We start from the raw sequence: 21,587 nt of genomic DNA, 5'->3' as shown, positions 1-21,587 counted from the left end.
TCATTCATGATTGCCCCCTCCCGTTTTCTGGCCTGGCTGGTCGCGCCGGTGTTTGCCCTATGCAGTCTCAAGCTGCTGGCCGACACCGTGGAAGGCGCACCGCAAGCCCTGCATCTACTCGACTACATCGGTGCGGACTACCCGCAAGCGGTGCGGGCAGGCAAGGTCGTCAACGAGTCCGAATACCGCGAGCAACTGGAGTTCGTCCAGGCGCTGCAAGGCCTGGTAAGTGCCATGCCGGCCAAGCCGGAAAAAGTCGGGTTGGAGCAGGGCATCACCACGCTTCGCGGGGCAATCACTGATCGCCAGGACGGTGCGGATGTCGCCCGTCAGGCGCGGCAGCTGGGGGCGAAACTGGCTGTGGCCTATGAAGTGAGCCAGGCGCCGATCATTACCCCGGACCCGACCCGTGGCGCGCCGCTTTACACACAGCACTGTTCGGTGTGCCATGGCGATACCGGCGCCGGTGACGGCCCGGCGGGCGTGGGGCTGACGCCGCCACCGGCCAATCTGCGCGACAACGCGCGAATGGATCACCTGAGTCTGTATGCGATCTACAGCACCCTGGGGCTGGGTGTTGAAGGGACTGACATGCCGGCTTTCGCCGATCAACTGGATGACCGTCAGCGCTGGGACCTGGCCACCTATATCGCCAGCTTCAGCGCCGATCCCGCGACTGCCGCCGGCGACAAGGTCTACAACATCGCCGATCTGGCCCGCCAGACCCCGGCCGAGGTGCAGGCCGCCGATGGTCCGCAGGCCCTCGCGATCTTCCGCGCACAGCGGGCACAACCGCCACAGGTCAAGCGTGGCCCGGCGCAGTTGCTCGACTACACCGCTGCGACGCTGGACAAGAGTGTCGCCGCCTACCGTGCCGGTGACCACGATCAAGCCTACGACCTGTCGGTAGCGGCCTATTTGGAAGGCTTTGAACTGGTCGAAAGTTCTCTCGATAACGTCGACACCAACGTGCGCAAGGACACTGAAAAGTCGCTGATGGCCTATCGGCAGTCGTTGCAAGATGGCCTGCCGATTGATCAGGTCGAGCAGCGTCTGGACGCGGCCAAGGCCAAGCTCAAGACCTCTGCTGGTTTGCTGGGCAGCGATGGCTTGAGCTGGTCCCTGAGCTTCATTTCCGGTCTGTTGATTCTGCTGCGCGAAGGCTTGGAAGCGATCTTGGTGCTGGCGGCAATCCTGGCGTTCCTGCGCAACACCGGCCAGCAATCGGCGGTGCGCAGCGTCAACGTCGGCTGGGGCCTGGCACTGTTGGCCGGCTTGGGGACCTGGGCGCTGGCGGCGTATGTGATTGATGTCAGCGGTTCGCAGCGCGAGTTGTTGGAAGGCGCGACGGCGCTGTTCGCCAGCGTCATGGTGCTGTGGCTGGGCGTGTGGATGCACGATCGTCGTCATGCCGCCGCCTGGCAGGACTACATCAAAAGCAGCCTGGTGGGCGGCGGCGGACGTTTCGGGTTTGCGATCCTGGCGTTCTTCTCGGTGTATCGCGAGCTGTTCGAGGTGATCCTGTTCTACGAGACCCTGTGGTTGCAGGCGGGTCCTGCTGGCCACAACGCGGTGCTGGCTGGTGGGGCGACGGCGCTGGTGCTGCTGGTGGGTCTGGCGTGGGTGATTCTGCGCGGCTCGGCAAAATTGCCGTTGGCGTTGTTCTTCAGTATCAACGCTGGTCTGCTCTGCGCGTTGTCGGTGGTGTTCGCCGGGCATGGCGTTAAGGCACTGCAAGAAGCGGGGATCTTCGGTACGCGGCCGGTGCCGTTCTTTGAATTCGATTGGCTGGGGATTCATGCCGATGCGTATTCGTTGAGTGCGCAGGCGGTGGCGATCATTGCGATCGTCGTGCTGTATGGCCGTAGTCGGTTGGCTGAAAAACAGCGGGTTGCGGCTTAACAGCATTCGCTTCGCTCACATTCGCGGGCAAGCCTCGCTCCTACGGGTTTTGTGGTGACACACCATGGTGTGTGCGACGCTTAACCGTAGGAGCGAGGCTTGCCCGCGAAGCTTTTCAACAGAGGAAAATTTGATGCGCGTATGGATCGATGCCGACGCCTGCCCCCGGGCAGCGAAGGATCTGGTGGTGAAGTTCGCCCTCAAGCGCCAGTTCGAGGTAGTGCTGGTGGCCGGCCAGCCGCAAATCAAGCCAGCACTGGCTCTGGTCAAACTGATTGTGGTGCCAAGCGGCCCGGACGCGGCGGACGACTATCTCGTCGAACACGCAGTACCCGGCGAGCTGGTGATCTGCAGTGATGTGCCATTGGCGGATCGACTGGTGAAAAAGGGCGTAGCGGCGCTGGACCCGCGAGGCAAGGAATTCGATGCGCAGAACATGGGCGATCGGCTGGCGGTGCGTAATTTGTTTGCCGACTTGCGTGAGCAGGGGCAGGTCAGTGGCGGGCCGGCACCGTTTGGCGAGCGTGAGAAGCAGGCGTTTGCCAATGCGTTGGATCGGATTCTTACAAGGCTGAGTCGCAAACCCTAAAAAGATCGCAGCCTGCGGCAGCTCCTACACCGATCCATGTAGGAGCTGCCGCAGGCTGCGATCTTTTGATTTACGCGTCGTTTTCGTGGGTCAGTTCGAGCACGCGGTCGACCAGTTTGTTGATGCCTGACGCGGCCTCGCTGATCGATTGAGCCAGCATGTACGCCGGGGTGCTGACCAGTTTGCGCGCCTTGTCTTCGACGATGTCGCTCACTGCGCAATCCTGGTGGGTGGCGCCCATCTTGTTCAACGCCGCGGCGGTGCCGGCGTCGTTGCCGATGGTGCAGGTCACGCCCGGACCATAGATCTTGGCCGCCAGAGCCGGCGAAATGCAGATCAGGCCGACCGGCTTGCCGGATTCGGCAAAGGCTTCGGTCAAGGCCAAGACCTCCGGTTGCACGGTGCAGGCAGTGCCTTCGATGGCGAAGTTGGAAAGGTTCTTGGCCGATCCAAAACCGCCGGGGATGATCAGCGCATCGAAATCCTCGGCATCCGCCTCGCGAATATCCTTGATCTCGCCGCGGGCAATGCGCGCCGACTCCACCAGCACATTGCGCGATTCGGGCATTTCTTCGCCCGTCAGGTGATTGATCACGTGCAACTGCGCAATATTCGGTGCGAAACACTGCACCTGCGCGCCACGCTGGTCCAGGCGCAGCAGGGTAATCACGCTTTCGTAGATCTCGGCGCCGTCATACACACCACAACCGGAAAGGATCACTGCAACTTTTTTGCTCATGGGCGTTTCTCCAGATTCATGGCGTTAAATGTCCACTAATTTGTCACTCGTTGCCATAGGGTTAATTCGCGGCTACACATAGCATCTGTCCTCAGGATTCCGATCAGGGCGCGTCATGGACTTCATTCTGTATGCGGTGCCGTTTTTCTTTGTGTTGATAGCCGTCGAATTGCTGGCCGACCGTTGGCGCGGGGTCAGCAATTATCGGGTAGCGGACGCGATCAACAGCATCAGCACCGGCGTGCTGTCGACCACCACGGGTCTTTTGACCAAGGGCGTGGGGCTGGTGACCTATGCATTCGCGCTCAAGCATCTGGCACTGCTCGAACTCTCGGCCGACAGCGTATGGGTGTGGGTGTTCGCCTTCATCTTCTATGACTTCTGCTATTACTGGCTGCACCGCATGGGCCACGAACGCAATATTCTCTGGGCCGCGCATTCGGTGCATCACCAAAGCGAGGACTACAACCTCTCCACGGCGTTGCGCCAGACCAGCACCGGGTTTCTGTTGAGCTGGATCTTCTACCTGCCCATGGCCGTGGCTGGTGTGCCGCTGGTGGTGTTTGTCAGCGTTGCCGCGCTGAACCTGCTGTATCAGTTCTGGGTGCACACCCGGCACATCCCCAAGCTCGGCTGGTTCGAGTGGTTCTTCGTTACGCCGTCCAATCATCGAGCTCACCATGCGCAGAACGCTCTCTACATGGATCGCAACTACGGCGGCGTGTTCATTGTTTGGGACCGTCTGTTCGGCTCGTTTCAGGAAGAAGACGACAACGAGCCGGTGATTTTCGGCGTGACCACACCGCTGGCGAGCTGGAACCCGATCTGGGCCAATGTGCAGTTCTACGCGCAGTTGTGGGCGGATGCGCGGCGGACCGAAAGCATCTGGGACAAGCTGCGGATCTGGTTCATGCGCACCGGCTGGCGGCCAGCAGACGTGGCGGCAAAATACCCGATGAACAAGCCGGACCTGAGCCAATTCCGCAAGTTCGAGGTGCCGCTGGACGCACGTCAGTTGTGGTATGTGGCGTTGCAGTTCTGCGTCTACATCGCGCTGGGCAGCTATTTGATGAATCTGGAGCCGCAGCTGTCGGCCCCCGCGCTGGTACTCGGCTGGGGCACGGTGGCGTTGGGATTGTTCGTGCTAGGCGTGGCCCTGGAGAATCGCCCGTGGGCGTTGAAGCTGGAACTGTTGCGGCTGGCATCGAACGTGCCGCTGGTCTGGCTGGCGCCGGTGGTGGGGCTGTGGCCGGCCAGCGCGGTGGGCTGGGTCGGCCTGCTCAGCTACAGCTTGCTCAGTGGTATCGGTCTCTACTGCTGCAGAAACCGTTTCACTCGGCTGGTGTCTTAGGATCACTGGCCTGCCGGGCTTTCTGCTCGTCGGCATAAACCTGTTTGGCCAGGCGCGCATTCTTGAAGCGTCGGCGTAGCCACAGGCCCAGGCCGAGGACGAGCAGGGCGCCGAGCACCCACAGCTCATACTTCTTGATGCTGCCGAGCATGCCTTCGAGCACCGCGCCGAAGTGATAGGCCGCCGCCGCCAGTGCGGTGGCCCAGATCGCCGCGCCAATCCCGTTGAGCAATAGGTAACGGCCCGGCGGGTAGCCCGACAGGCCGATCGCCACCGGCATCACCGTGCGCAGGCCGTAGACAAAGCGGAAACTCAGAACCCAGATGTCCGGGTGCTTGCGGATATGTTCCAGCGCCCGGTCACCCATCAACTGCCAGCGGGGTTTGCGAGCCAGCAGCTTGCGCCCGTGTTTGCGCCCCAGGAAGTACCACAGCTGATCGCCGGCATAGCTGCCGAAGAACGCCACGACCACTACCAGGTTGAGGTCCATGTATCCACGGAACGCGAGGAAGCCTGCGAGTACCAGGATGGTTTCGCCTTCGAAAAACGTGCCGAGGAACAGGGCAAAGTAGCCGAAGTCATGCAGAAATTGTTGGAGCATTGTCTGGGTGCTGGCGAAATGAACGCGCAGCCTAACCCTTCGTACACATTCAGGAAAGTGTCCAAATGTGTCTCGACGTGAACAATTCCTACAAGGACAATGGAATGCGGCTACATGTCGCGGGATGCACACAACTGTCATCTGTTCGTCATAATGGCCGCTTATAACTGTCACGCTCGCCCGTACGCGCGGGCTCAGGAGTCTGCCGTGAGCTTTACCCCCGCCAACCGTTTGTTCCCTGCAACCCGCCTGCGCCGCAACCGCCGTGACGATTTCTCGCGTCGACTGGTCCGTGAAAACGTGCTGACCGTCGATGACCTGATTTTGCCGGTGTTCGTGCTGGACGGTGAAAACCGTCGCGAAGCGGTGGCGTCGATGCCGGGCGTCGAACGCCTGACCATCGATCTGTTGCTGGAAGAAGCGGCCAAGTGGGTCGAATTGGGGATTCCGGCGCTGGCGCTGTTCCCGGTGACGCCTATGGGCCTCAAGTCGCTGGATGCTGCCGAAGCCTGGAACCCTGAAGGCATTGCCCAGCGCGCCACCCGCGCCCTGCGCGCGCAGTTCCCTGAGTTGGGTGTGATCACTGACGTCGCGCTCGACCCGTTCACCACCCACGGTCAGGACGGCATTCTCGACGAAGAAGGCTATGTGCAGAATGACATCACCGTCGACGCACTGGTCAAGCAAGCCTTGTCCCATGCCGAAGCCGGTGCCCAGGTCGTGGCGCCTTCGGACATGATGGACGGTCGCATCCAGGCGATCCGCGAAGCCCTCGAAGTGGCCGGGCACGTCAATGTGCGGATCATGGCCTACTCGGCGAAGTACGCCAGCGCCTATTACGGTCCGTTCCGCGATGCGGTCGGCTCGGCGCTGAACCTGGGCAAGGCCAACAAGGCCTCCTATCAAATGGACCCGGCCAACAGCAACGAAGCCCTGCACGAAGTGGCGGCGGACTTGTCAGAAGGTGCAGACATGGTCATGGTCAAGCCAGGCATGCCGTATCTGGACATCCTTTGCCGGGTCAAAGAAGCATTCAAAGTGCCGACTTTTGTTTATCAAGTCAGCGGCGAGTACGCGATGCACATGGCGGCGATCCAGAATGGCTGGTTGAGCGAAGGGGTTATTCTCGAATCCCTGACCGCTTTTAAACGCGCAGGCGCTGATGGCATCCTGACGTACTTTGCCGTTCGCGCAGCTCAATTGTTACGAGAGCAAAAATAGCCCTCCCAGGAACATTCGATGAATACCGAAGTACTCACTGAAGTTGCCGTAAAAGAAGCTCAGCCGATTGTGGAGCAAATCGACGAGACCCCGCCGGAGCTCGAACCGGCTCCGCCTGCGGTGGTCACCGAGGCCGCTGCGGCGGCACCGGCGGCGATTGCCATCCCCGGCTTGGATGACAGCAGCCTGTACATTCATCGCGAGCTGTCTCAACTGCAATTCAACATCCGCGTGCTGGAACAGGCGCTGGACGAGTCCTACCCATTGCTGGAGCGACTGAAGTTTCTGTTGATCTTCTCCAGCAACCTGGACGAGTTCTTCGAAATTCGCGTTGCCGGCCTGAAGAAGCAGATTACCTTCGCCCGTGAACAGGCCGGCGCCGACGGCCTGCAGCCGCATCAGGCCCTGGCGCGCATCAGCGAGCTGGTACATGGTCATGTCGACCGCCAGTACGCGATCCTCAATGACATTCTGTTGCCGGAGCTGGAAAAGCATCAGGTGCGCTTCATCCGTCGCCGGCACTGGACGGCCAAGCTGAAAACCTGGGTCCGCCGCTACTTCCGCGACGAAATCGCCCCGATCATCACCCCGATCGGCCTCGACCCGACGCACCCGTTCCCGTTGCTGGTGAACAAGAGCCTGAACTTCATCGTCGAGCTCGAGGGCATCGACGCCTTCGGTCGCGACTCCGGTCTGGCGATCATCCCGGCACCGCGCCTGTTGCCTCGTATCATCAAAGTGCCGGAAGAAGTCGGCGGCGCTGGCGATAACTACGTGTTCCTGTCGTCGATGATCCACGCCCACGCCGATGACCTGTTCCAGGGCATGAAGGTCAAGGGCTGCTATCAGTTCCGCCTGACCCGTAACGCCGACCTGGCACTGGACTCCGAAGACGTCGAAGACTTGGCTCGCGCCCTGCGCGGCGAGTTGTTCTCCCGGCGCTATGGCGACGCGGTACGTCTGGAAGTGGCCGATACGTGCCCGAAACACCTGTCGGATTACCTGCTCAAGCAATTCAACCTGGGCGAGACCGAGCTGTATCAGGTCAATGGTCCGGTGAACCTGACGCGTCTGTTCAGCATCACCGGCCTCGACAGCCAGCGCGATCTGCAATACATGCCGTTCACCCCGCAGATCCCGAAGCTGCTGCAAAACAGCGAAAACATTTTCAGCGTGATCAGCAAGCAGGACATCCTGTTGCTGCACCCGTTTGAATCGTTCACCCCAGTGGTCGACTTGCTGCGTCAGGCCGCGAAAGACCCACATGTTCTGGCAGTGCGCCAGACCCTGTACCGCTCCGGGGCCAACTCGGAAATCGTCGATGCGTTGGTGGATGCCGCGCGTAACGGCAAGGAAGTGACCGCCGTCATCGAGCTGCGAGCGCGGTTCGACGAGGAGTCCAACCTGCAACTGGCCAGCCGCCTGCAAGCGGCCGGTGCGGTAGTGATCTACGGCGTGGTCGGCTTCAAGACTCACGCCAAGATGATGCTGATCCTGCGTCGCGAGGCCGGCGAGATCGTGCGTTATGCGCACCTGGGGACTGGTAACTACCACGCTGGCAACGCCCGCCTGTACACCGACTACAGCCTGCTGACCTCCGACGATGCGTTGTGCGAAGACGTCGGCAAACTGTTCAGTCAGTTGATCGGCATGGGCAAGACGCTGCGCATGAAGAAGCTGCTGCATGCGCCGTTCACCCTGAAAAAGGGCATGCTCGACATGATTGCCCGCGAGACGCAGTTCGCCCTCGATGGCAAACCGGCGCACATCATTGCCAAGTTCAACTCGCTGACCGATCCGAAGATCATCCGCGCGCTGTACAAGGCCAGCCAGTCAGGCGTGCGCATCGACCTGGTGGTGCGTGGCATGTGCTGCCTGCGGCCGGGGATTGCCGGGGTTTCCCACAACATTCACGTGCGCTCGATCATCGGTCGCTTCCTGGAACACACCCGGGTCTTCTACTTCCTCAACGGCGGTGATGAACAGATGTTCCTGTCCAGCGCCGACTGGATGGAGCGCAACCTCGACAAGCGTGTCGAGACTTGCTTCCCGGTGGAAGGCAAGAAGCTGATCATGCGGGTCAAGAAAGAGCTGGAGCTGTATCTCACCGATAACACCCACAGCTGGAGCCTGCAGTCGGACGGTCGCTACATCCGTAACACGCCGACCGGCAACCAGAACCCGCGCAGCGCCCAGGCGACCTTGCTGGAGCGGTTGGGCAGTCCGATTCTTACCGTGCGTTAAAGCACCGGGCAATAAAAATGGCGATCCCTCGGATCGCCATTTTTGTTTTCGCCAGACTGAAAATCATGCCCCTGTAGGAGCTGCCGCAGGCTGCGATCTTTTGATCTTGCCCTTACAAGCCAATCAAAAGATCGCAGCCTGCGGCAGCTCCTACAGTGCTTATAGCCGGCCACAAATTCCGCAAACAGTCCTAGAACCCTTGTAGGAGCTGTCGAGTGCAACGAGGCTGCGATCTTTTGATTTTTAAAAGCAAGATCAAAAGATCGCAGCTTGCGGCAGCTCTTACAGGCTTCAGCGTACGCTCAGGACGATATCGACACGGGTGAGCCATTCCGCTTCGTTGGCGAAGTCGGCCTGGGTCAGTTGGTTGTCGTCCAGCCATTTTTCCGGGAACACCACCTCCAGGCAGTTGCCATTGGCGTTCAGTTCGACCTGAGGCATGGCTTGAGTGCCGCGAATGTGGTGGAACAGGATGGCGAAGCGCAGCAGCACGCACAGACGAATCAGCTTGATGCCGTCCTCGTCGAATTCGGCGAACTTGTCCTTGGGAATGTTGCGGCGGTGGCCGCGCACCAACAGCGCGAGCATCAGTTGGTCTTCGCGGGAGAAGCCGGCGAGGTCCGAGTGCTCGATCAGGTAGGCGCCGTGCTTGTGGTACTGATAGTGGGCGATGTCCAGCCCCACTTCATGGACCTTGGCCGCCCAGCCCAGCCGTTCGCGCCAGAGGCCGTCTTCATCTTCCAGGTCCCAATCCTTGGCCACTTGATCAAAGGCATGCAGGGCTTTGCGTTCCACCCGGGCGGCTTGTTCCAGGTCGACGTGGTAGCGCTCCATCAGCGAGGTGAGGGTGCGTTCGCGTACGTCTTCATGGTGATGGCGGCCCAGCAGGTCGTAAAGCACGCCTTCGCGTAGCGCGCCTTCGCAATGGTCCATGCGTTTGAGTTCGAGGGCGTCGAAGATGGCTTCGAGAATCGCCAGGCCGGCGGGGAAGATCGCCCGACGGTCGGGCTTGATGCCTTCGAAGTCGATTTTCTCGATGTCGCCGAGCTTGATTAGCTTGCGCTTGAGCCAGGCCAAACCTTCGGAATTCACCTCGCCGGTGCCGTGGCCGCCGGCCTTCAGCGCCAGGCCGATGGCGCGGATGGTGCCCGAGGAGCCGATGGCTTCGTCCCAGGTCAGGCGGTGCAGGGCGTGTTCGATGCTCATGATCTCCAGTCGCGCTGCGGTATATGCCTGGGCATAGCGGGCCGGGGTGATCTTGCCGTCTTTGAAATAGCGTTGGGTATAACTGACGCAGCCCATTTGCAGGCTTTCGCGCAGCAGCGGTTCAAAGCGCTGGCCGATGATGAATTCGGTACTGCCGCCGCCGATGTCGGCGACCAGGCGCTTGCCGGGGGTATCGGCAAGGGTGTGGGACACGCCGAGGTAAATCAGACGGGCTTCTTCGCGGCCGGAGATGACTTCTACGTCATGGCCGAGGATTTCTTCGGCGCGGTGAATGAAATCGGCACGGTTGCGGGCTTCACGCAGGGCGTTGGTGCCTACGATCCGCACGGCGCCCAATGGCATACCGTTGATCAGTTGGGCGAAACGTTTCAGGCAATCGAGCCCGCGCTGCATGGATTCTTCGCTCAGGCGACGCTCTTCATCGATGCCAGCGGCCAGCTGAACCTTTTCCCCGAGACGCTCGAGAATACGGATTTCGCCGTTCTGGGCCTTGGCCACGACCATGTGAAAGCTGTTGGAGCCCAGGTCGATTGCGGCGATCAGGGACAGATTCTTGGCTTGGGATTGCGGCATGGTCAGGGGGTCTCGGTCGATAACCTCGACATCGTGCCACGATCACAGGCTGCCGCCAACGCGTAGGAGCTGCCGAAGGCTGCGATCTTTTATCGCGGGGCGGATTTGTAGTGTTGGCATTGGCCCCTTCGCGGGCAAGCCTCGCTCCTACGGAACCGTGTTACACCTGTAGGAGCGAGGCTTGCCCGCGAAGGGGGCTTCAGGCCTTCGCCTCCACGGAGCCAATGAAATTAGCCAGCTCCGCCGTTCGGGGATTGGCAAACAACGCTTTGGGGTCGCCCACCTCATGCACCAACCCCTGATGCATGAACACCAACTTATCCCCAACCTCCCGGGCGAAACGCATTTCATGGGTGACCATGATCAGCGTCATGCCTTCTTTGGCCAGTTGCCGCACCACACTCAGCACCTCGTTGACCAACTCAGGGTCCAGGGCCGAGGTGATTTCATCGCACAGCAACACCTTGGGTGACATCGCCAACGCCCGGGCAATTGCCACGCGTTGCTGCTGGCCGCCGGACAGCCGATCCGGGAAGGCATCGAATTTCTCCCCCAGCCCGACCCGCTCCAACATTTGTCGTGCCCGTTCGGCAGCCTGGGCTTTTGGGACTTTTTGCACCACTTGCGGTGCGAGCATGACGTTCTCGCCCACGGTCAGGTGCGGAAACAGATTGAACTGCTGGAACACCATGCCGACTTTCTGCCGCAGGCTGCGCAGATCGGCGCGGGCGGCGTCGAGGTATTCGCCATCGACCTCGATGACGCCATCGTTGATCGATTCCAGACCGTTAAGCGTGCGCAACAAGGTGGATTTGCCCGAGCCGCTGCGTCCGATGATCGCCACCACCTGGCCTTCCTCGACGCTCAGGTCGATGCCTTTGAGCACATGATGGTCGCCGTAGTACTTATGCAGGGCGGAAATTCTAAGCAGAGGCATGCAGTTTCCTTTCGAGGTAGCGCGCACTGAGGGACAAGGGGTAGCAGAGCAGGAAGTAACCAAGCGCCACGAGGCCGTAGACCATGAAGGGTTCAAAGGTGGCGTTGGCGAGCATGCCGCCGGTCTTGGTCAGCTCTGTAAAGCCGATGATCGAGGTCACGGCGGTGCCTTTGACCACTTGTACCGAGAAGCCCACGGTCGGAGCCACGGCGATGCGCAATGCCTGCGGCAGGATTACGTAACGCAATTGCTCCAGCGGGTTGAGTGCCAGGCTCGCCGAGGCTTCCCACTGGCCGTTGGGGATCGACTCCACGCAACCGCGCCAGATCTCCGCCAAATAAGCACTCGTGAACAGGGTTAACGCGATCGCCGCCGCCATCCATGGTGAAATTTCGATACCCGCCAGCGCCACGCCAAAGAACACCAGGAACAGCTGCATCAATAGCGGCGTGCCCTGGAACAACTCGATGTACGTACGCGCGAAGTGGCGCGGCAGGTTGTTGTTCGAGATACGCATGACCATGATCAGCAAGCCGATCAGTGCGCCGCCAATGAAAGCCACTAGCGACAGCGCCAGCGTCCATTGCAAGCCCATGAGCAGGTTGCGCACGATGTCCCAGAAGGTGAAATCGCTCATCGGCTGCTCCTCGCAATCAAACGGTGACCGATCCAGTTCAGCAATTGGCGGATCAGCAGCGCCATGCACAGGTAAAGCAACGTGGTCAGGGCGTAGGTTTCAAAGGCGCGGAAATTGCGTGATTGAATGAAATTGGCCGCGAAGCTCAATTCTTCAGTGGCAATCTGCGAGCACACCGCCGAGCCCAGCATGACGATGATGATCTGGCTGCTCAGGGCCGGCCAGACTTTGCTCAGTGCGGGCAGCAGCACCACGTGGCGAAAGGCTTCGAAGCGGGTCATTGCCAAGGCTGCGGCAGCTTCCAGTTGGCCACGGGGGATCGCCTGGATGCCGGCTCGGATGATTTCGGTGGAATAGGCGCCGAGGTTGATCACCATCGCCAGCACGGCTGCCTGCCATTCGGAGATCTGCACACCCAGGGATGGCAGGCCGAAGAAGATGAAAAACAGCTGCACCAGAAACGGCGTATTGCGGATCAATTCGACGTAAACCGCGAAAATGCCCGCGAACGGACGGATGTTCCACGCCCGCACCAGCGCTCCAAGGATACCCAGACCCACCCCCAGCACAGCGCCGATGGCTGTCAGCTCAAGGGTGAACAACGCACCACGCATCAACAAATCGGTGTTGTTTACCACCGGCAAAAAATCGAACTGATAAGCCATAGCGAGTCTCCTGCGCGCCGAGTCAGAGGTCGGCCGGCAGTGGTTCTTTCAGCCAGGTCAGGGCGTTCTTCTCCAGCGCGCCATCGCTTTTGGCGCTGACGAGGATCTGGTTGACCTTGTCCAGTAGCGCCGGCTCGTTCTTGTTGATGCCTACGTACACCGGCGAATCCTTGAGCTTCACTTTCAGAGCCGGTACGCGTTTCGGGCTTTTCTCGCTGATTGCGACCATCACCACGTTGCCGCTGGCAATCAGGTCGACCTGGCCCGCCAGATAGGCGGCGATGGTCGAGTTGTTGTCTTCGAAGCGCTTGATGGTCACGCCTTCAGGGGCAACCTTGGTCAGCTCGATGTCTTCGATGGCGCCACGGGTGACGCTGATGGTTTTGCCCTTGAGGTCGTCCAGGCCTTTGATGTCAGCGTCTGGTGGGCCGAACACGGCAAGGTAGAACGGCGCGTAAGCCCGGGAGAAATCGATGACTTTTTCCCGTTCCGGGTTCTTGCCGAGGCTGGAGATCACCAGGTCGACCTTGCCGGTGGTGAGGAAGGGGATGCGGTTGGTGCTGTTGACCGGTGTCAGTTCAAGCTTGACCTTGAGCTGGTCGGCCAACAGTTTCGCGGTGTCAATATCCAGGCCACGGGGTTTCATATCCGGGCCGACCGAGCCGAAAGGTGGGAAGTCTTGGGGCACGGCGACCTTGAGAACGCCGCGCTTGACCACATCCTCCAAACCGTCGGCGTGGGCGGGTGCCTGGCTCAGCATCAGGCTGGCAAACAGGGCTTTGATGAGGAGGCTGTAACGCTGGGTCATTGGGCAAAGCTCCGAACTGGCTGAAATGTCTTCTGCCATGCACTGAGCACGGGGTATGCCAACAATGATCAGCGTGACCTCAGGCACGCTTTTACGAGGCGAGGGCTTCTGCGGATCGTCTTTTTCGCACTTTCGTGGCGCATGTCTGGAGTTCGCCGACCTTACTTGGGGCTGGTGGCTTCGCCTTGGGAATACGCAAATACCGTTCATCCGAGCTTGGCGTTGCTTACTCGCTCCTGCCCTTGATCAAGCCTGAGCCATACCCATATTCATGGGCCACCATAGCGAGACTCAATCAACTGCGGCTTCCTGAACACGGGAAGGGCAGCTATGATGGGCCACGTTTTTTTGCTTACAACCCTGGAGAATTCCATGAGCAGCGATCTTATCAAACACGTTAGCGACGCTAGCTTCGAGGCCGACGTACTCAAGGCTGAAGGCGCTGTACTGGTCGACTACTGGGCTGAGTGGTGCGGCCCTTGCAAAATGATCGCTCCTGTTCTGGACGAAATTGCCGAGACCTACAAAGGCAAGCTGACCGTTGCCAAACTGAACATCGACGAAAACCAGGAAACCCCTGCAAAGCACGGCGTGCGTGGTATCCCGACCCTGATGCTGTTCAAGAACGGCAACGTTGAAGCGACCAAGGTCGGCGCCCTGTCGAAGTCGCAATTGGCGGCTTTCCTCGACGCCAACATCTAAGTGTCGTTGTAGCGTTTCAAGAAAGGCCCCGCAATTTGCGGGGCCTTTTTCGTTGTCCGGGGCTAGACGCTCCGAAATTCAGGTGTTACATTCGGCCCCGCGCTGGTTTCTCCAGTGCCCCCTGCTAGCCGTCGCCGACGCTCTCCTTTTCGAATAAGTACGCGATCCTGTCGCCTTCTCCGCGGCGCGGCCTCATTAAGCCAAAAGCTTAATTTCCCCCCTCCATAAATGATTACGTCATTCCTATATGAATCTGACTGAACTCAAGCAAAAGCCGATTACCGAACTGCTCGAATTGGCCGAACAGATGGGCATAGAAAATATGGCCCGTTCGCGCAAGCAGGACGTGATTTTCTCCCTGCTCAAGAAGCACGCTAAAAGCGGTGAGGAAATCTCCGGTGATGGCGTGCTGGAGATTCTCCAGGACGGCTTCGGCTTCCTGCGCTCCGCTGACGCTTCCTATCTCGCCGGTCCTGATGACATCTATGTCTCCCCGAGCCAGATCCGTCGCTTCAACTTGCGCACCGGTGACACCATCGTTGGCAAGATCCGCCCTCCAAAGGAAGGCGAGCGTTATTTCGCGCTGCTCAAGGTCGACACGATCAACTTCGACCGTCCGGAAAACGCGAAAAACAAGATTCTCTTCGAGAACCTGACCCCGCTGTTCCCGAACGTGCGCATGAAGATGGAAGCCGGTAACGGTTCCACCGAAGACTTGACCGGTCGCGTCATCGACCTGTGCGCCCCTATCGGTAAAGGCCAGCGCGGTCTGATCGTTGCCCCGCCGAAAGCGGGCAAGACGATCATGCTGCAGAACATCGCGGCGAACATCGCGCGCAACAACCCTGAAGTTCATCTGATCGTGCTGCTGATCGACGAACGTCCGGAAGAAGTGACCGAAATGCAGCGCACCGTGCGCGGCGAAGTGGTTGCCTCGACGTTCGACGAGCCGCCAACCCGCCACGTGCAGGTTGCCGAAATGGTGATCGAGAAGGCCAAACGCCTGGTCGAACACAAGAAGGACGTGGTGATCCTGCTCGACTCCATCACCCGTCTGGCTCGTGCCTACAACACCGTTATCCCGAGCTCCGGCAAGGTACTGACCGGTGGTGTCGATGCCCACGCCCTGGAGAAACCGAAGCGTTTCTTCGGTGCTGCGCGCAACATCGAAGAAGGCGGCTCGCTGACCATCATCGCCACCGCGCTGGTTGAAACCGGCTCGAAGATGGACGAAGTGATCTACGAGGAATTCAAAGGCACCGGCAACATGGAGCTGCCTCTGGATCGTCGTATCGCCGAGAAGCGTGTGTTCCCGGCCATCAACATCAACCGTTCGGGTACCCGTCGCGAAGAGCTGCTGACCGCCGACGACGAGCTGCAGCGCATGTGGATTCTGCGCAAGCTGCTGCACCCGATGGATGAAGTGGCTGCCATCGAGTTCCTGGTCGACAAGCTGAAAACGACCAAGACCAACGATGAGTTCTTCCTGTCGATGAAGCGCAAGTAAGTCGATAGACCAGCAAAAAGCCGGGGAAACCCGGCTTTTTGCTATCTGAATTTTGATCAACAGGCAGTTCGCTGTTCTGAACCGCGGGGTTCGGCGCTAAACTGCCTGCCCCCGAACGCCACGGCCAACACGAGGCTCACGCATGCAGTATCGCGACTTGCGCGACTTTATCAGCGGGCTGGAAAAGCGCGGTGAACTCAAGCGCATCCAGGTTCCGGTGTCCCCAGTGCTCGAAATGACAGAGGTCTGCGACCGCACCTTGCGCGCCAAGGGTCCGGCCCTGCTTTTCGAGAAACCGACCGGTTTCGACATTCCCGTCCTGGGCAACCTGTTCGGCACCCCCGAGCGCGTTGCGCTGGGCATGGGCGCCGAAGCGGTCAGCGAACTGCGCGAGATCGGCAAGTTGCTGGCGTTCCTCAAGGAGCCTGAGCCGCCGAAGGGCCTGAAAGACGCGTGGTCAAAGCTGCCGATCTTCCGCAAGATCATCTCGATGGCACCCAAGGTCGTCAAAGACGCGATCTGCCAGGAAGTGGTCATCGAAGGCGACGACGTCGACCTGGCGAAGTTGCCCGTGCAAACCTGCTGGCCGGGCGATGTCGCGCCATTGATCACCTGGGGCCTGACCGTTACCAAGGGGCCGAACAAGGACCGGCAGAACCTCGGCATCTACCGTCAACAGGTGATCGGTCGCAATAAAGTCATCATGCGCTGGCTCAGCCATCGTGGCGGTGCGCTGGATTACCGCGAGTGGTGCGAGAAGCATCCAGGCCAACCGTTCCCGGTCTCCGTAGCGCTGGGTGCCGATCCCGCGACCATTCTTGGTGCCGTGACCCCGGTGCCGGACAGCCTCTCCGAATACGCCTTCGCCGGCCTGTTGCGTGGCAACCGTACCGAACTGGTGAAATGCCGCGGCAACGACCTGCAAGTGCCCGCCACTGCCGAAATCATTCTGGAGGGCGTGATCCATCCAGGCGAGATGGCTGATGAAGGGCCGTACGGCGACCACACCGGTTACTACAACGAAGTCGATAGCTTCCCGGTGTTCACCGTCGAGCGCATTACCCATCGCATCAAGCCGATTTATCACAGCACCTACACCGGTCGTCCACCGGATGAACCGGCGATCCTCGGCGTGGCGCTCAACGAAGTATTCGTGCCGATCCTGCAGAAGCAGTTTCCGGAAATCACTGACTTCTACCTGCCGCCTGAAGGCTGCTCGTACCGCATGGCCGTCGTGACCATGAAGAAGTCGTACCCGGGGCATGCCAAGCGGGTAATGCTCGGTGTCTGGTCGTTTTTGCGACAGTTCATGTACACCAAGTTCGTTATCGTCACCGATGACGATATCAACGCACGGGACTGGAACGACGTGATCTGGGCCATCACCACGCGCATGGACCCCAAGCGCGACACGGTGATGATCGAAAACACGCCGATCGATTACCTCGACTTCGCTTCGCCAGTGTCTGGCCTGGGCTCGAAGATGGGGCTCGACGCCACTCACAAATGGCCTGGCGAAACCACGCGCGAGTGGGGCCGGGTGATCGTCAAGGACGACGCCGTGACCCAGCGGATCGATGCCATCTGGAATCAGTTAGGAATAGATTGATGCGTGTAACTTTGCAGCCCTCCGGAGCAGTGCTGGAGATTCAGCCCGGCGAGCGGATTCTCGATGGCGCACGTCGCCTGGGCTATGAATGCCCGCAAAGCTGTCGCAATGGCAATTGCCATGTGTGCGCCGCGCTGCTGGTGGAAGGACGGGTCGAGCAGGCCGGCCTCGTGCGTGACCATGGCGAGTTCTACACTTGCATAGCAGAGCCGCTGGAAGACTGCATCGTGCTGTGGGATGGCGTGCTCGCGCTGGGAGAATTGCCGGTGCGCACCCTGTCGTGTCAGGTCACCAGTTGCACCGAGGTCGGTGGCGATACCTGGCGCGTACGCCTGCGCGCGCCGGCCGGAAAGCCGCCGCGCTATCACGCCGGTCAGTACCTGATGATTCATCGGGATAACGGCGACAAGGCGTCCTTTTCCCTGGCCTCGGCACCTTCGGCCGGACGCGATCTGGAAATCCATGTGCTGGCGCGTGAGGCCAGTGCACTGAATTTGATCAAGCAATTGCAGCGCGACTCGATGGTGCGGATCGATATGCCATTTGGCGATACGCACCTGGCCGAGTTGCCGGACGGTCCGCTGGTGTTGATCGCGGCCGGTACTGGCATGGGCCAGGTTCATGGCTTGATCGAACATTGCCGTGCCGAAGGCTTCAAGCATCCGGTGCATCTGTACTGGGGCGTACGCCGTCCCGAAGACTTCTATGAAGTCGAGCATTGGGATGAGTGGCTGAAACAGCCCAATCTGTTCCTGCATAAAGTCGTCAGCGATCAGTGCGGCTGGCAAGGGCGCTGCGGCATGTTGCACGAAGCGGTGTGCGAAGACTTCCCCGATCTCAAGGCCTTGCACGTGTACGCCAGCGGCTCGCCAGCGATGGTCTACGGCACGCTGGATGCGCTGGTCGAAGCGGGAATGGACGCCCACCAGATGCGCGCCGACGTATTCGCCTACGCCCCCCGATCCTGATGCACCCCTACGCACTCATCCTGTAGGAGCGAGTATGCTCGCGATGGACTCAAGCACGCCGCGGGCACCCTGACTGCCCGCGTAATCGTTAACGACCATCGCGAGCCTGCTCGCTCCTACAGGTATATATCCCTCTATATAGCCCATCGGTATTTATAAAAAATCGTAAATCTCGGTAAGTTATATATCGTTCAAGTAATTAATTAAGAACCGCGCCAAGGCACTTAAATTACTTGAAATCCATGTGCCTTATTGTTTCCGCGGTGCGTTCTATTTAGTAACTGTTTTACTCGCGAGGAGCTGAACGCTATTCGCCATGAGCGCCATCGAATCTTCATTTTTGAACCTGCCTTACCCTCCGCGGCTCGATCTGGGACCGCAACTCACCCATGAACAATTGCTCAGCTCGATGCAATCGACCATGGCGCGCCACAAAGGCGGGCCTGTGTGGTTGTTTGCGTACGGGTCGCTAATCTGGCGTCCTGAGTGCACCGCCGTTGAACGTGTTCGCGGGCGGGTGCATGGCTATCACCGCGGTTTGTACCTGTGGTCCCACGAGCATCGCGGCACCCCGGAAATGCCCGGGCTGGTGTTCGGCCTGGATCGTGGCGGCTCTTGCAGTGGCTTCGCCTACCGTTTGCCCGAAGAGCAGCTGGACGCTTCGCTGTATGCGCTGTGGAAGCGTGAGATGCCGTTTCCGTCTTATCGCCCGCACTGGCTCAACTGCCGGCTTGAAGACGGCAATCAGGTTCAGGCATTGGGATTCGTTTTGGAGCGGCATCTGCCCAGCTACGCGGGCAACCTGCCGGATCACGTGTTGAGCCACGTGTTCGAAAATGCTTGCGGGCGCTACGGCACCACTCGCGACTATGTCGAGCAGACCGCCCAGGCCCTGCGCAGCCACGCCATGCCAGACCGGAATCTGGAGGCGCGGCTTAAGCGTTGTCAGTTAAAGGCTGATCAAGCGAGCGCTTCACGGCTCTGACTGGCGACTTGCTTGTGCCACAGGGTTGGCGCAAGGAAGGCCATCGCCAGCAGGCAGGCGCCGATCAGCAAGACGAAGCCGCCGTCCCAGCCGAAATGGTCCACGGTGTAGCCCATCGCTGCACTGGCCGCGACCGAACCACCCAAGTAACCGAACAGGCCGGTGAAGCCCGCAGCCGTGCCAGCGGCTTTCTTCGGCGCCAGTTCCAGTGCCTGCAAGCCAATCAGCATCACCGGACCGTAGATCAGGAAGCCGATGGAGATCAACGCGATCATGTCGACGGTCGGATTGCCGGCCGGATTTAGCCAGTACACCAGCGTCGCCACGGTCACCAGTGCCATGAACACCATGCCGGTCAGGCCGCGATTGCCACGGAAGATCTTGTCCGACATCCAGCCGCACAGCAGCGTCCCCGGAATGCCGGCCCACTCGTAGAAGAAGTACGCCCAGGACGTCTTGTCCACGGTGAAGCCCTTGGCTTCCTTCAGATAGGTCGGTGCCCAGTCCAGCACGCCATAGCGCAGCAGGTAGACAAAGACGTTGGCCAGGGCGATGTACCAGAGCATTTTGTTGCGCAGCACGTACTTGACGAAGATTTCCTTGGCGCTGAATTCCTTCTCGTGGCTGGCGTCGTAACCTTCCGGGTAGTCATTCTTGTACTTCTCGATCGGCGGCAGGCCGACTGATTGCGGGGTGTCACGCATCACGATGAAGGCAAACACTGCGACCGCCATGGCCACTGCCGCCGGTACGTAGAACGCCGCATGCCAGTCGTTGAACAGGCCCATGCCGAGCAGAAACAGCGGGCCAATCAGACCGCCGCCGACGTTGTGCGCCACGTTCCACAGCGACACCACGCCACCACGTTCTTTCTGCGACCACCAGTGGACCATGGTCCGCCCACTCGGCGGCCACCCCATGCCTTGGGCCCAGCCATTGATGAACAGCAGGACGAACATGATGGTCACGCTGGACGTCGCCCAATGCGCAAAACCGAAAATGAACATCACCGCCGCCGAAACCATCAGGCCGAACGGCAGGAAGAAGCGCGGGTTGGAGCGGTCGGAGACGATGCCCATCAGAAACTTGGACAAGCCGTAGGCAATGGCAATCGCCGACAGCGCCACGCCCAACTCGCCACGGGTGTAACCCTCTTCGATCAGGTAAGGCATGGCCAGGGAGAAGTTTTTGCGCAGCAGGTAGTAACCGGCGTAGCCGATGAAGATACCGGCGAATATCTGCCAGCGCAGGCGTCGGTAGGTGCTGTCTATTTTTTCTTCAGGCATCGGAGCCTGATGTGCGGCAGGACGAAAGAAAGCAAACATTCAAGAGCTCCAGATTTCTTGTTTTGACTGCGGATACGAATGTTACAGTTTCGTTACCGAAAATAGCACCGGTTCTCATCGGCAAAAAAGCGCAAATGTTGGAAAGCGAGCATTCCTTTATGAACATGTCGCTCAGACGTAAATGAAGGGCGGCGTAGGAAGCTTCACCTGCTGACGCTTTAATGCGCCTGGTCTGTACGGAATAGGGCAGGTCTTTGGGAAATGTCCTTCGTTGTTACCGGAAGCCATGAGCTTCAGCAAAAAGCCATCGATCCTTAACCTTGGTCAGCTGTCAGGACTGGCATTTCAGGTACGAAGGGGAGAGGGTATGCGGTGGTTTGTGTGTGTGGTGCTGCTGTTGGTGTTGTCTGTTGAGAGCAGAGCGCAGGAGGTGTTCCTGATACCGGAACATAACCCCAAGCCAATTTATCCCCCGGAGTTGCAGCGGGCCGGGATTATCGGAGATGTCCGGGTCGGGTTTACGGTCCGTGCCGATGGCTCTGTCAGCAAAGTGAACATCTTGAAAAGCGATCATCCTGATCTGGCTGTGGCGACCAGGGTTGCCGTAGCGCAGTGGCGGTTCAAGCCGTGGACGATTGAGGGTGACAAACCTGCCGAGCAGGAAGTGATTGCGCCGATGATCTTTGGATTCGATTCAACGCAGCCGATTCATCTCAATAAATGGCTCAAGAATTTGAAGTGCCGTGATCTCAACGAGATCACGGTTAAAACCCCGGAACATGCCTGGGCTGATACGGCGGCGTTTTACTACACCCGTGCTTATCTATCGAATGCCTTTTCAACGGCAACGCTTACAAACGAGCGGCGCTTGGCGCTCATCGCCAAGATGAACAGGAAGGTACCGATCATTGTCAGGGAGTGCCTGAACAGTCCGGTTTCCAGATTTGTGAGGTTTTTGCCGGAAGATATTCGCAAGTTGCTTTAGTTTTGATCGGGTCTGGACAGCGTTGAATGAAGTCCAGACCCTCAAATTGGC

19 protein-coding genes are annotated in these 21,587 nt (G+C 59.5%); 11 read left to right on the top strand and 8 right to left on the bottom strand.

Annotation, left to right across the window (positions count from 1 at the left end):
- Positions 1-6 precede the first annotated feature (6 nt).
- The gene (locus tag ABTV22_RS28995; RefSeq protein ID WP_433737766.1) at positions 7-1,902 is read left to right on the top strand and encodes an FTR1 family protein; all 1,896 of its coding nucleotides are present in this window, start codon (positions 7-9) and stop codon (positions 1,900-1,902) included.
- 133 nt (positions 1,903-2,035) lie between these two features.
- The gene (locus tag ABTV22_RS28990) at positions 2,036-2,491 is read left to right on the top strand and encodes a YaiI/YqxD family protein (protein ID WP_433737765.1); all 456 of its coding nucleotides are present in this window, start codon (positions 2,036-2,038) and stop codon (positions 2,489-2,491) included.
- A gap of 70 nt (positions 2,492-2,561) precedes the next feature.
- On the opposite strand, the gene elbB is transcribed toward ABTV22_RS28990, so the two are convergent.
- A complete protein-coding gene (elbB, locus tag ABTV22_RS28985; RefSeq protein ID WP_433737764.1) occupies positions 2,562-3,230 on the bottom strand; it encodes an isoprenoid biosynthesis glyoxalase ElbB in 669 nt (222 codons plus the stop codon).
- 115 nt (positions 3,231-3,345) lie between these two features.
- Here elbB and ABTV22_RS28980 point away from each other — a divergent pair, with 115 nt between their 5' ends.
- A complete protein-coding gene (locus tag ABTV22_RS28980) occupies positions 3,346-4,581 on the top strand; it encodes a sterol desaturase family protein (protein ID WP_433737762.1) in 1,236 nt (411 codons plus the stop codon).
- Here the strand turns inward: ABTV22_RS28980 and ABTV22_RS28975 are convergent.
- Positions 4,562-5,182, bottom strand: a complete 621-nt coding sequence (locus ABTV22_RS28975; RefSeq protein ID WP_433737761.1) for a DedA family protein — start codon at positions 5,180-5,182, stop codon at positions 4,562-4,564. The genes ABTV22_RS28980 and ABTV22_RS28975 overlap by 20 nt on opposite strands.
- A 207-nt stretch (positions 5,183-5,389) precedes the next feature.
- Between ABTV22_RS28975 and hemB the strand changes: the two genes are divergently transcribed.
- On the top strand, positions 5,390-6,403 hold the full coding sequence (hemB, locus tag ABTV22_RS28970; RefSeq protein ID WP_433737759.1) for a porphobilinogen synthase: 1,014 nt from the start codon (positions 5,390-5,392) through the stop codon (positions 6,401-6,403).
- Positions 6,404-6,421: 18 nt separating this feature from the next.
- Positions 6,422-8,647: a polyphosphate kinase 1 gene (ppk1, locus tag ABTV22_RS28965; protein WP_433737758.1), complete on the top strand. Its 2,226-nt coding sequence runs from the start codon at positions 6,422-6,424 to the stop codon at positions 8,645-8,647.
- Between the two features lie 291 nt (positions 8,648-8,938).
- Here ppk1 and ppx read toward each other — a convergent pair whose 3' ends face one another.
- The 5 genes from ppx to ABTV22_RS28940 form a co-directional block, all read right to left on the bottom strand.
- On the bottom strand, positions 8,939-10,447 hold the full coding sequence (gene ppx / locus ABTV22_RS28960; RefSeq protein ID WP_433737757.1) for an exopolyphosphatase: 1,509 nt from the start codon (positions 10,445-10,447) through the stop codon (positions 8,939-8,941).
- Between the two features lie 199 nt (positions 10,448-10,646).
- Positions 10,647-11,384 carry an amino acid ABC transporter ATP-binding protein gene (locus ABTV22_RS28955; RefSeq protein ID WP_433737756.1) on the bottom strand — a complete coding sequence of 246 codons (738 nt, stop codon included), beginning with the start codon at positions 11,382-11,384 and terminating at the stop codon, positions 10,647-10,649.
- Positions 11,371-12,021, bottom strand: coding sequence for an amino acid ABC transporter permease (locus ABTV22_RS28950; protein WP_433737755.1), 651 nt, complete (start codon positions 12,019-12,021; stop codon positions 11,371-11,373). The genes ABTV22_RS28955 and ABTV22_RS28950 overlap by 14 nt, the downstream gene beginning before the upstream one ends.
- Positions 12,018-12,686, bottom strand: coding sequence for an amino acid ABC transporter permease (locus tag ABTV22_RS28945; protein ID WP_433737754.1), 669 nt, complete (start codon positions 12,684-12,686; stop codon positions 12,018-12,020). Before ABTV22_RS28945 ends, ABTV22_RS28950 begins: the two co-directional genes overlap by 4 nt.
- A 22-nt stretch (positions 12,687-12,708) precedes the next feature.
- The gene (locus tag ABTV22_RS28940; protein ID WP_433737753.1) at positions 12,709-13,494 is read right to left on the bottom strand and encodes a transporter substrate-binding domain-containing protein; all 786 of its coding nucleotides are present in this window, start codon (positions 13,492-13,494) and stop codon (positions 12,709-12,711) included.
- A gap of 372 nt (positions 13,495-13,866) precedes the next feature.
- On the opposite strand from ABTV22_RS28940, the gene trxA reads away from it, so the two are divergent.
- The 5 genes from trxA to ABTV22_RS28915 all read left to right on the top strand — a co-directional run bounded on the left by trxA (position 13,867) and on the right by ABTV22_RS28915 (position 19,265).
- Positions 13,867-14,196 (top strand): thioredoxin TrxA, encoded by a 330-nt coding sequence (gene trxA, locus ABTV22_RS28935; protein WP_003206727.1) that lies wholly within the window; start codon positions 13,867-13,869, stop codon positions 14,194-14,196.
- 247 nt (positions 14,197-14,443) lie between these two features.
- A complete protein-coding gene (gene rho / locus ABTV22_RS28930; RefSeq protein ID WP_433737752.1) occupies positions 14,444-15,703 on the top strand; it encodes a transcription termination factor Rho in 1,260 nt (419 codons plus the stop codon).
- Positions 15,704-15,845: 142 nt separating this feature from the next.
- Positions 15,846-17,312, top strand: a complete 1,467-nt coding sequence (gene ubiD / locus ABTV22_RS28925) for a 4-hydroxy-3-polyprenylbenzoate decarboxylase (RefSeq protein ID WP_095196262.1) — start codon at positions 15,846-15,848, stop codon at positions 17,310-17,312.
- Positions 17,312-18,280 carry a CDP-6-deoxy-delta-3,4-glucoseen reductase gene (locus tag ABTV22_RS28920; protein ID WP_433737750.1) on the top strand — a complete coding sequence of 323 codons (969 nt, stop codon included), beginning with the start codon at positions 17,312-17,314 and terminating at the stop codon, positions 18,278-18,280. Before ubiD ends, ABTV22_RS28920 begins: the two co-directional genes overlap by 1 nt.
- Positions 18,281-18,596: 316 nt before the next feature.
- The gene (locus tag ABTV22_RS28915) at positions 18,597-19,265 is read left to right on the top strand and encodes a gamma-glutamylcyclotransferase (protein ID WP_433737749.1); all 669 of its coding nucleotides are present in this window, start codon (positions 18,597-18,599) and stop codon (positions 19,263-19,265) included.
- Here the strand turns inward: ABTV22_RS28915 and glpT are convergent.
- Entirely contained in the window at positions 19,241-20,590 is a 1,350-nt protein-coding gene (glpT, locus tag ABTV22_RS28910; protein WP_433737747.1) for a glycerol-3-phosphate transporter, read from the bottom strand. The genes ABTV22_RS28915 and glpT overlap by 25 nt on opposite strands.
- A 328-nt stretch (positions 20,591-20,918) precedes the next feature.
- Here glpT and ABTV22_RS28905 point away from each other — a divergent pair, with 328 nt between their 5' ends.
- Entirely contained in the window at positions 20,919-21,536 is a 618-nt protein-coding gene (locus ABTV22_RS28905; RefSeq protein ID WP_433741536.1) for an energy transducer TonB, read from the top strand.
- Positions 21,537-21,587 lie beyond the last annotated feature (51 nt).

Source organism: Pseudomonas putida (assembly GCF_050990305.1).
In the GTDB taxonomy this organism is placed as follows: domain Bacteria; phylum Pseudomonadota; class Gammaproteobacteria; order Pseudomonadales; family Pseudomonadaceae; genus Aquipseudomonas; species Aquipseudomonas putida_AH.
The sequence above is the reverse complement of the archived record's forward strand: the minus strand, read 5'-3'. Positions and strand labels throughout refer to the sequence as shown.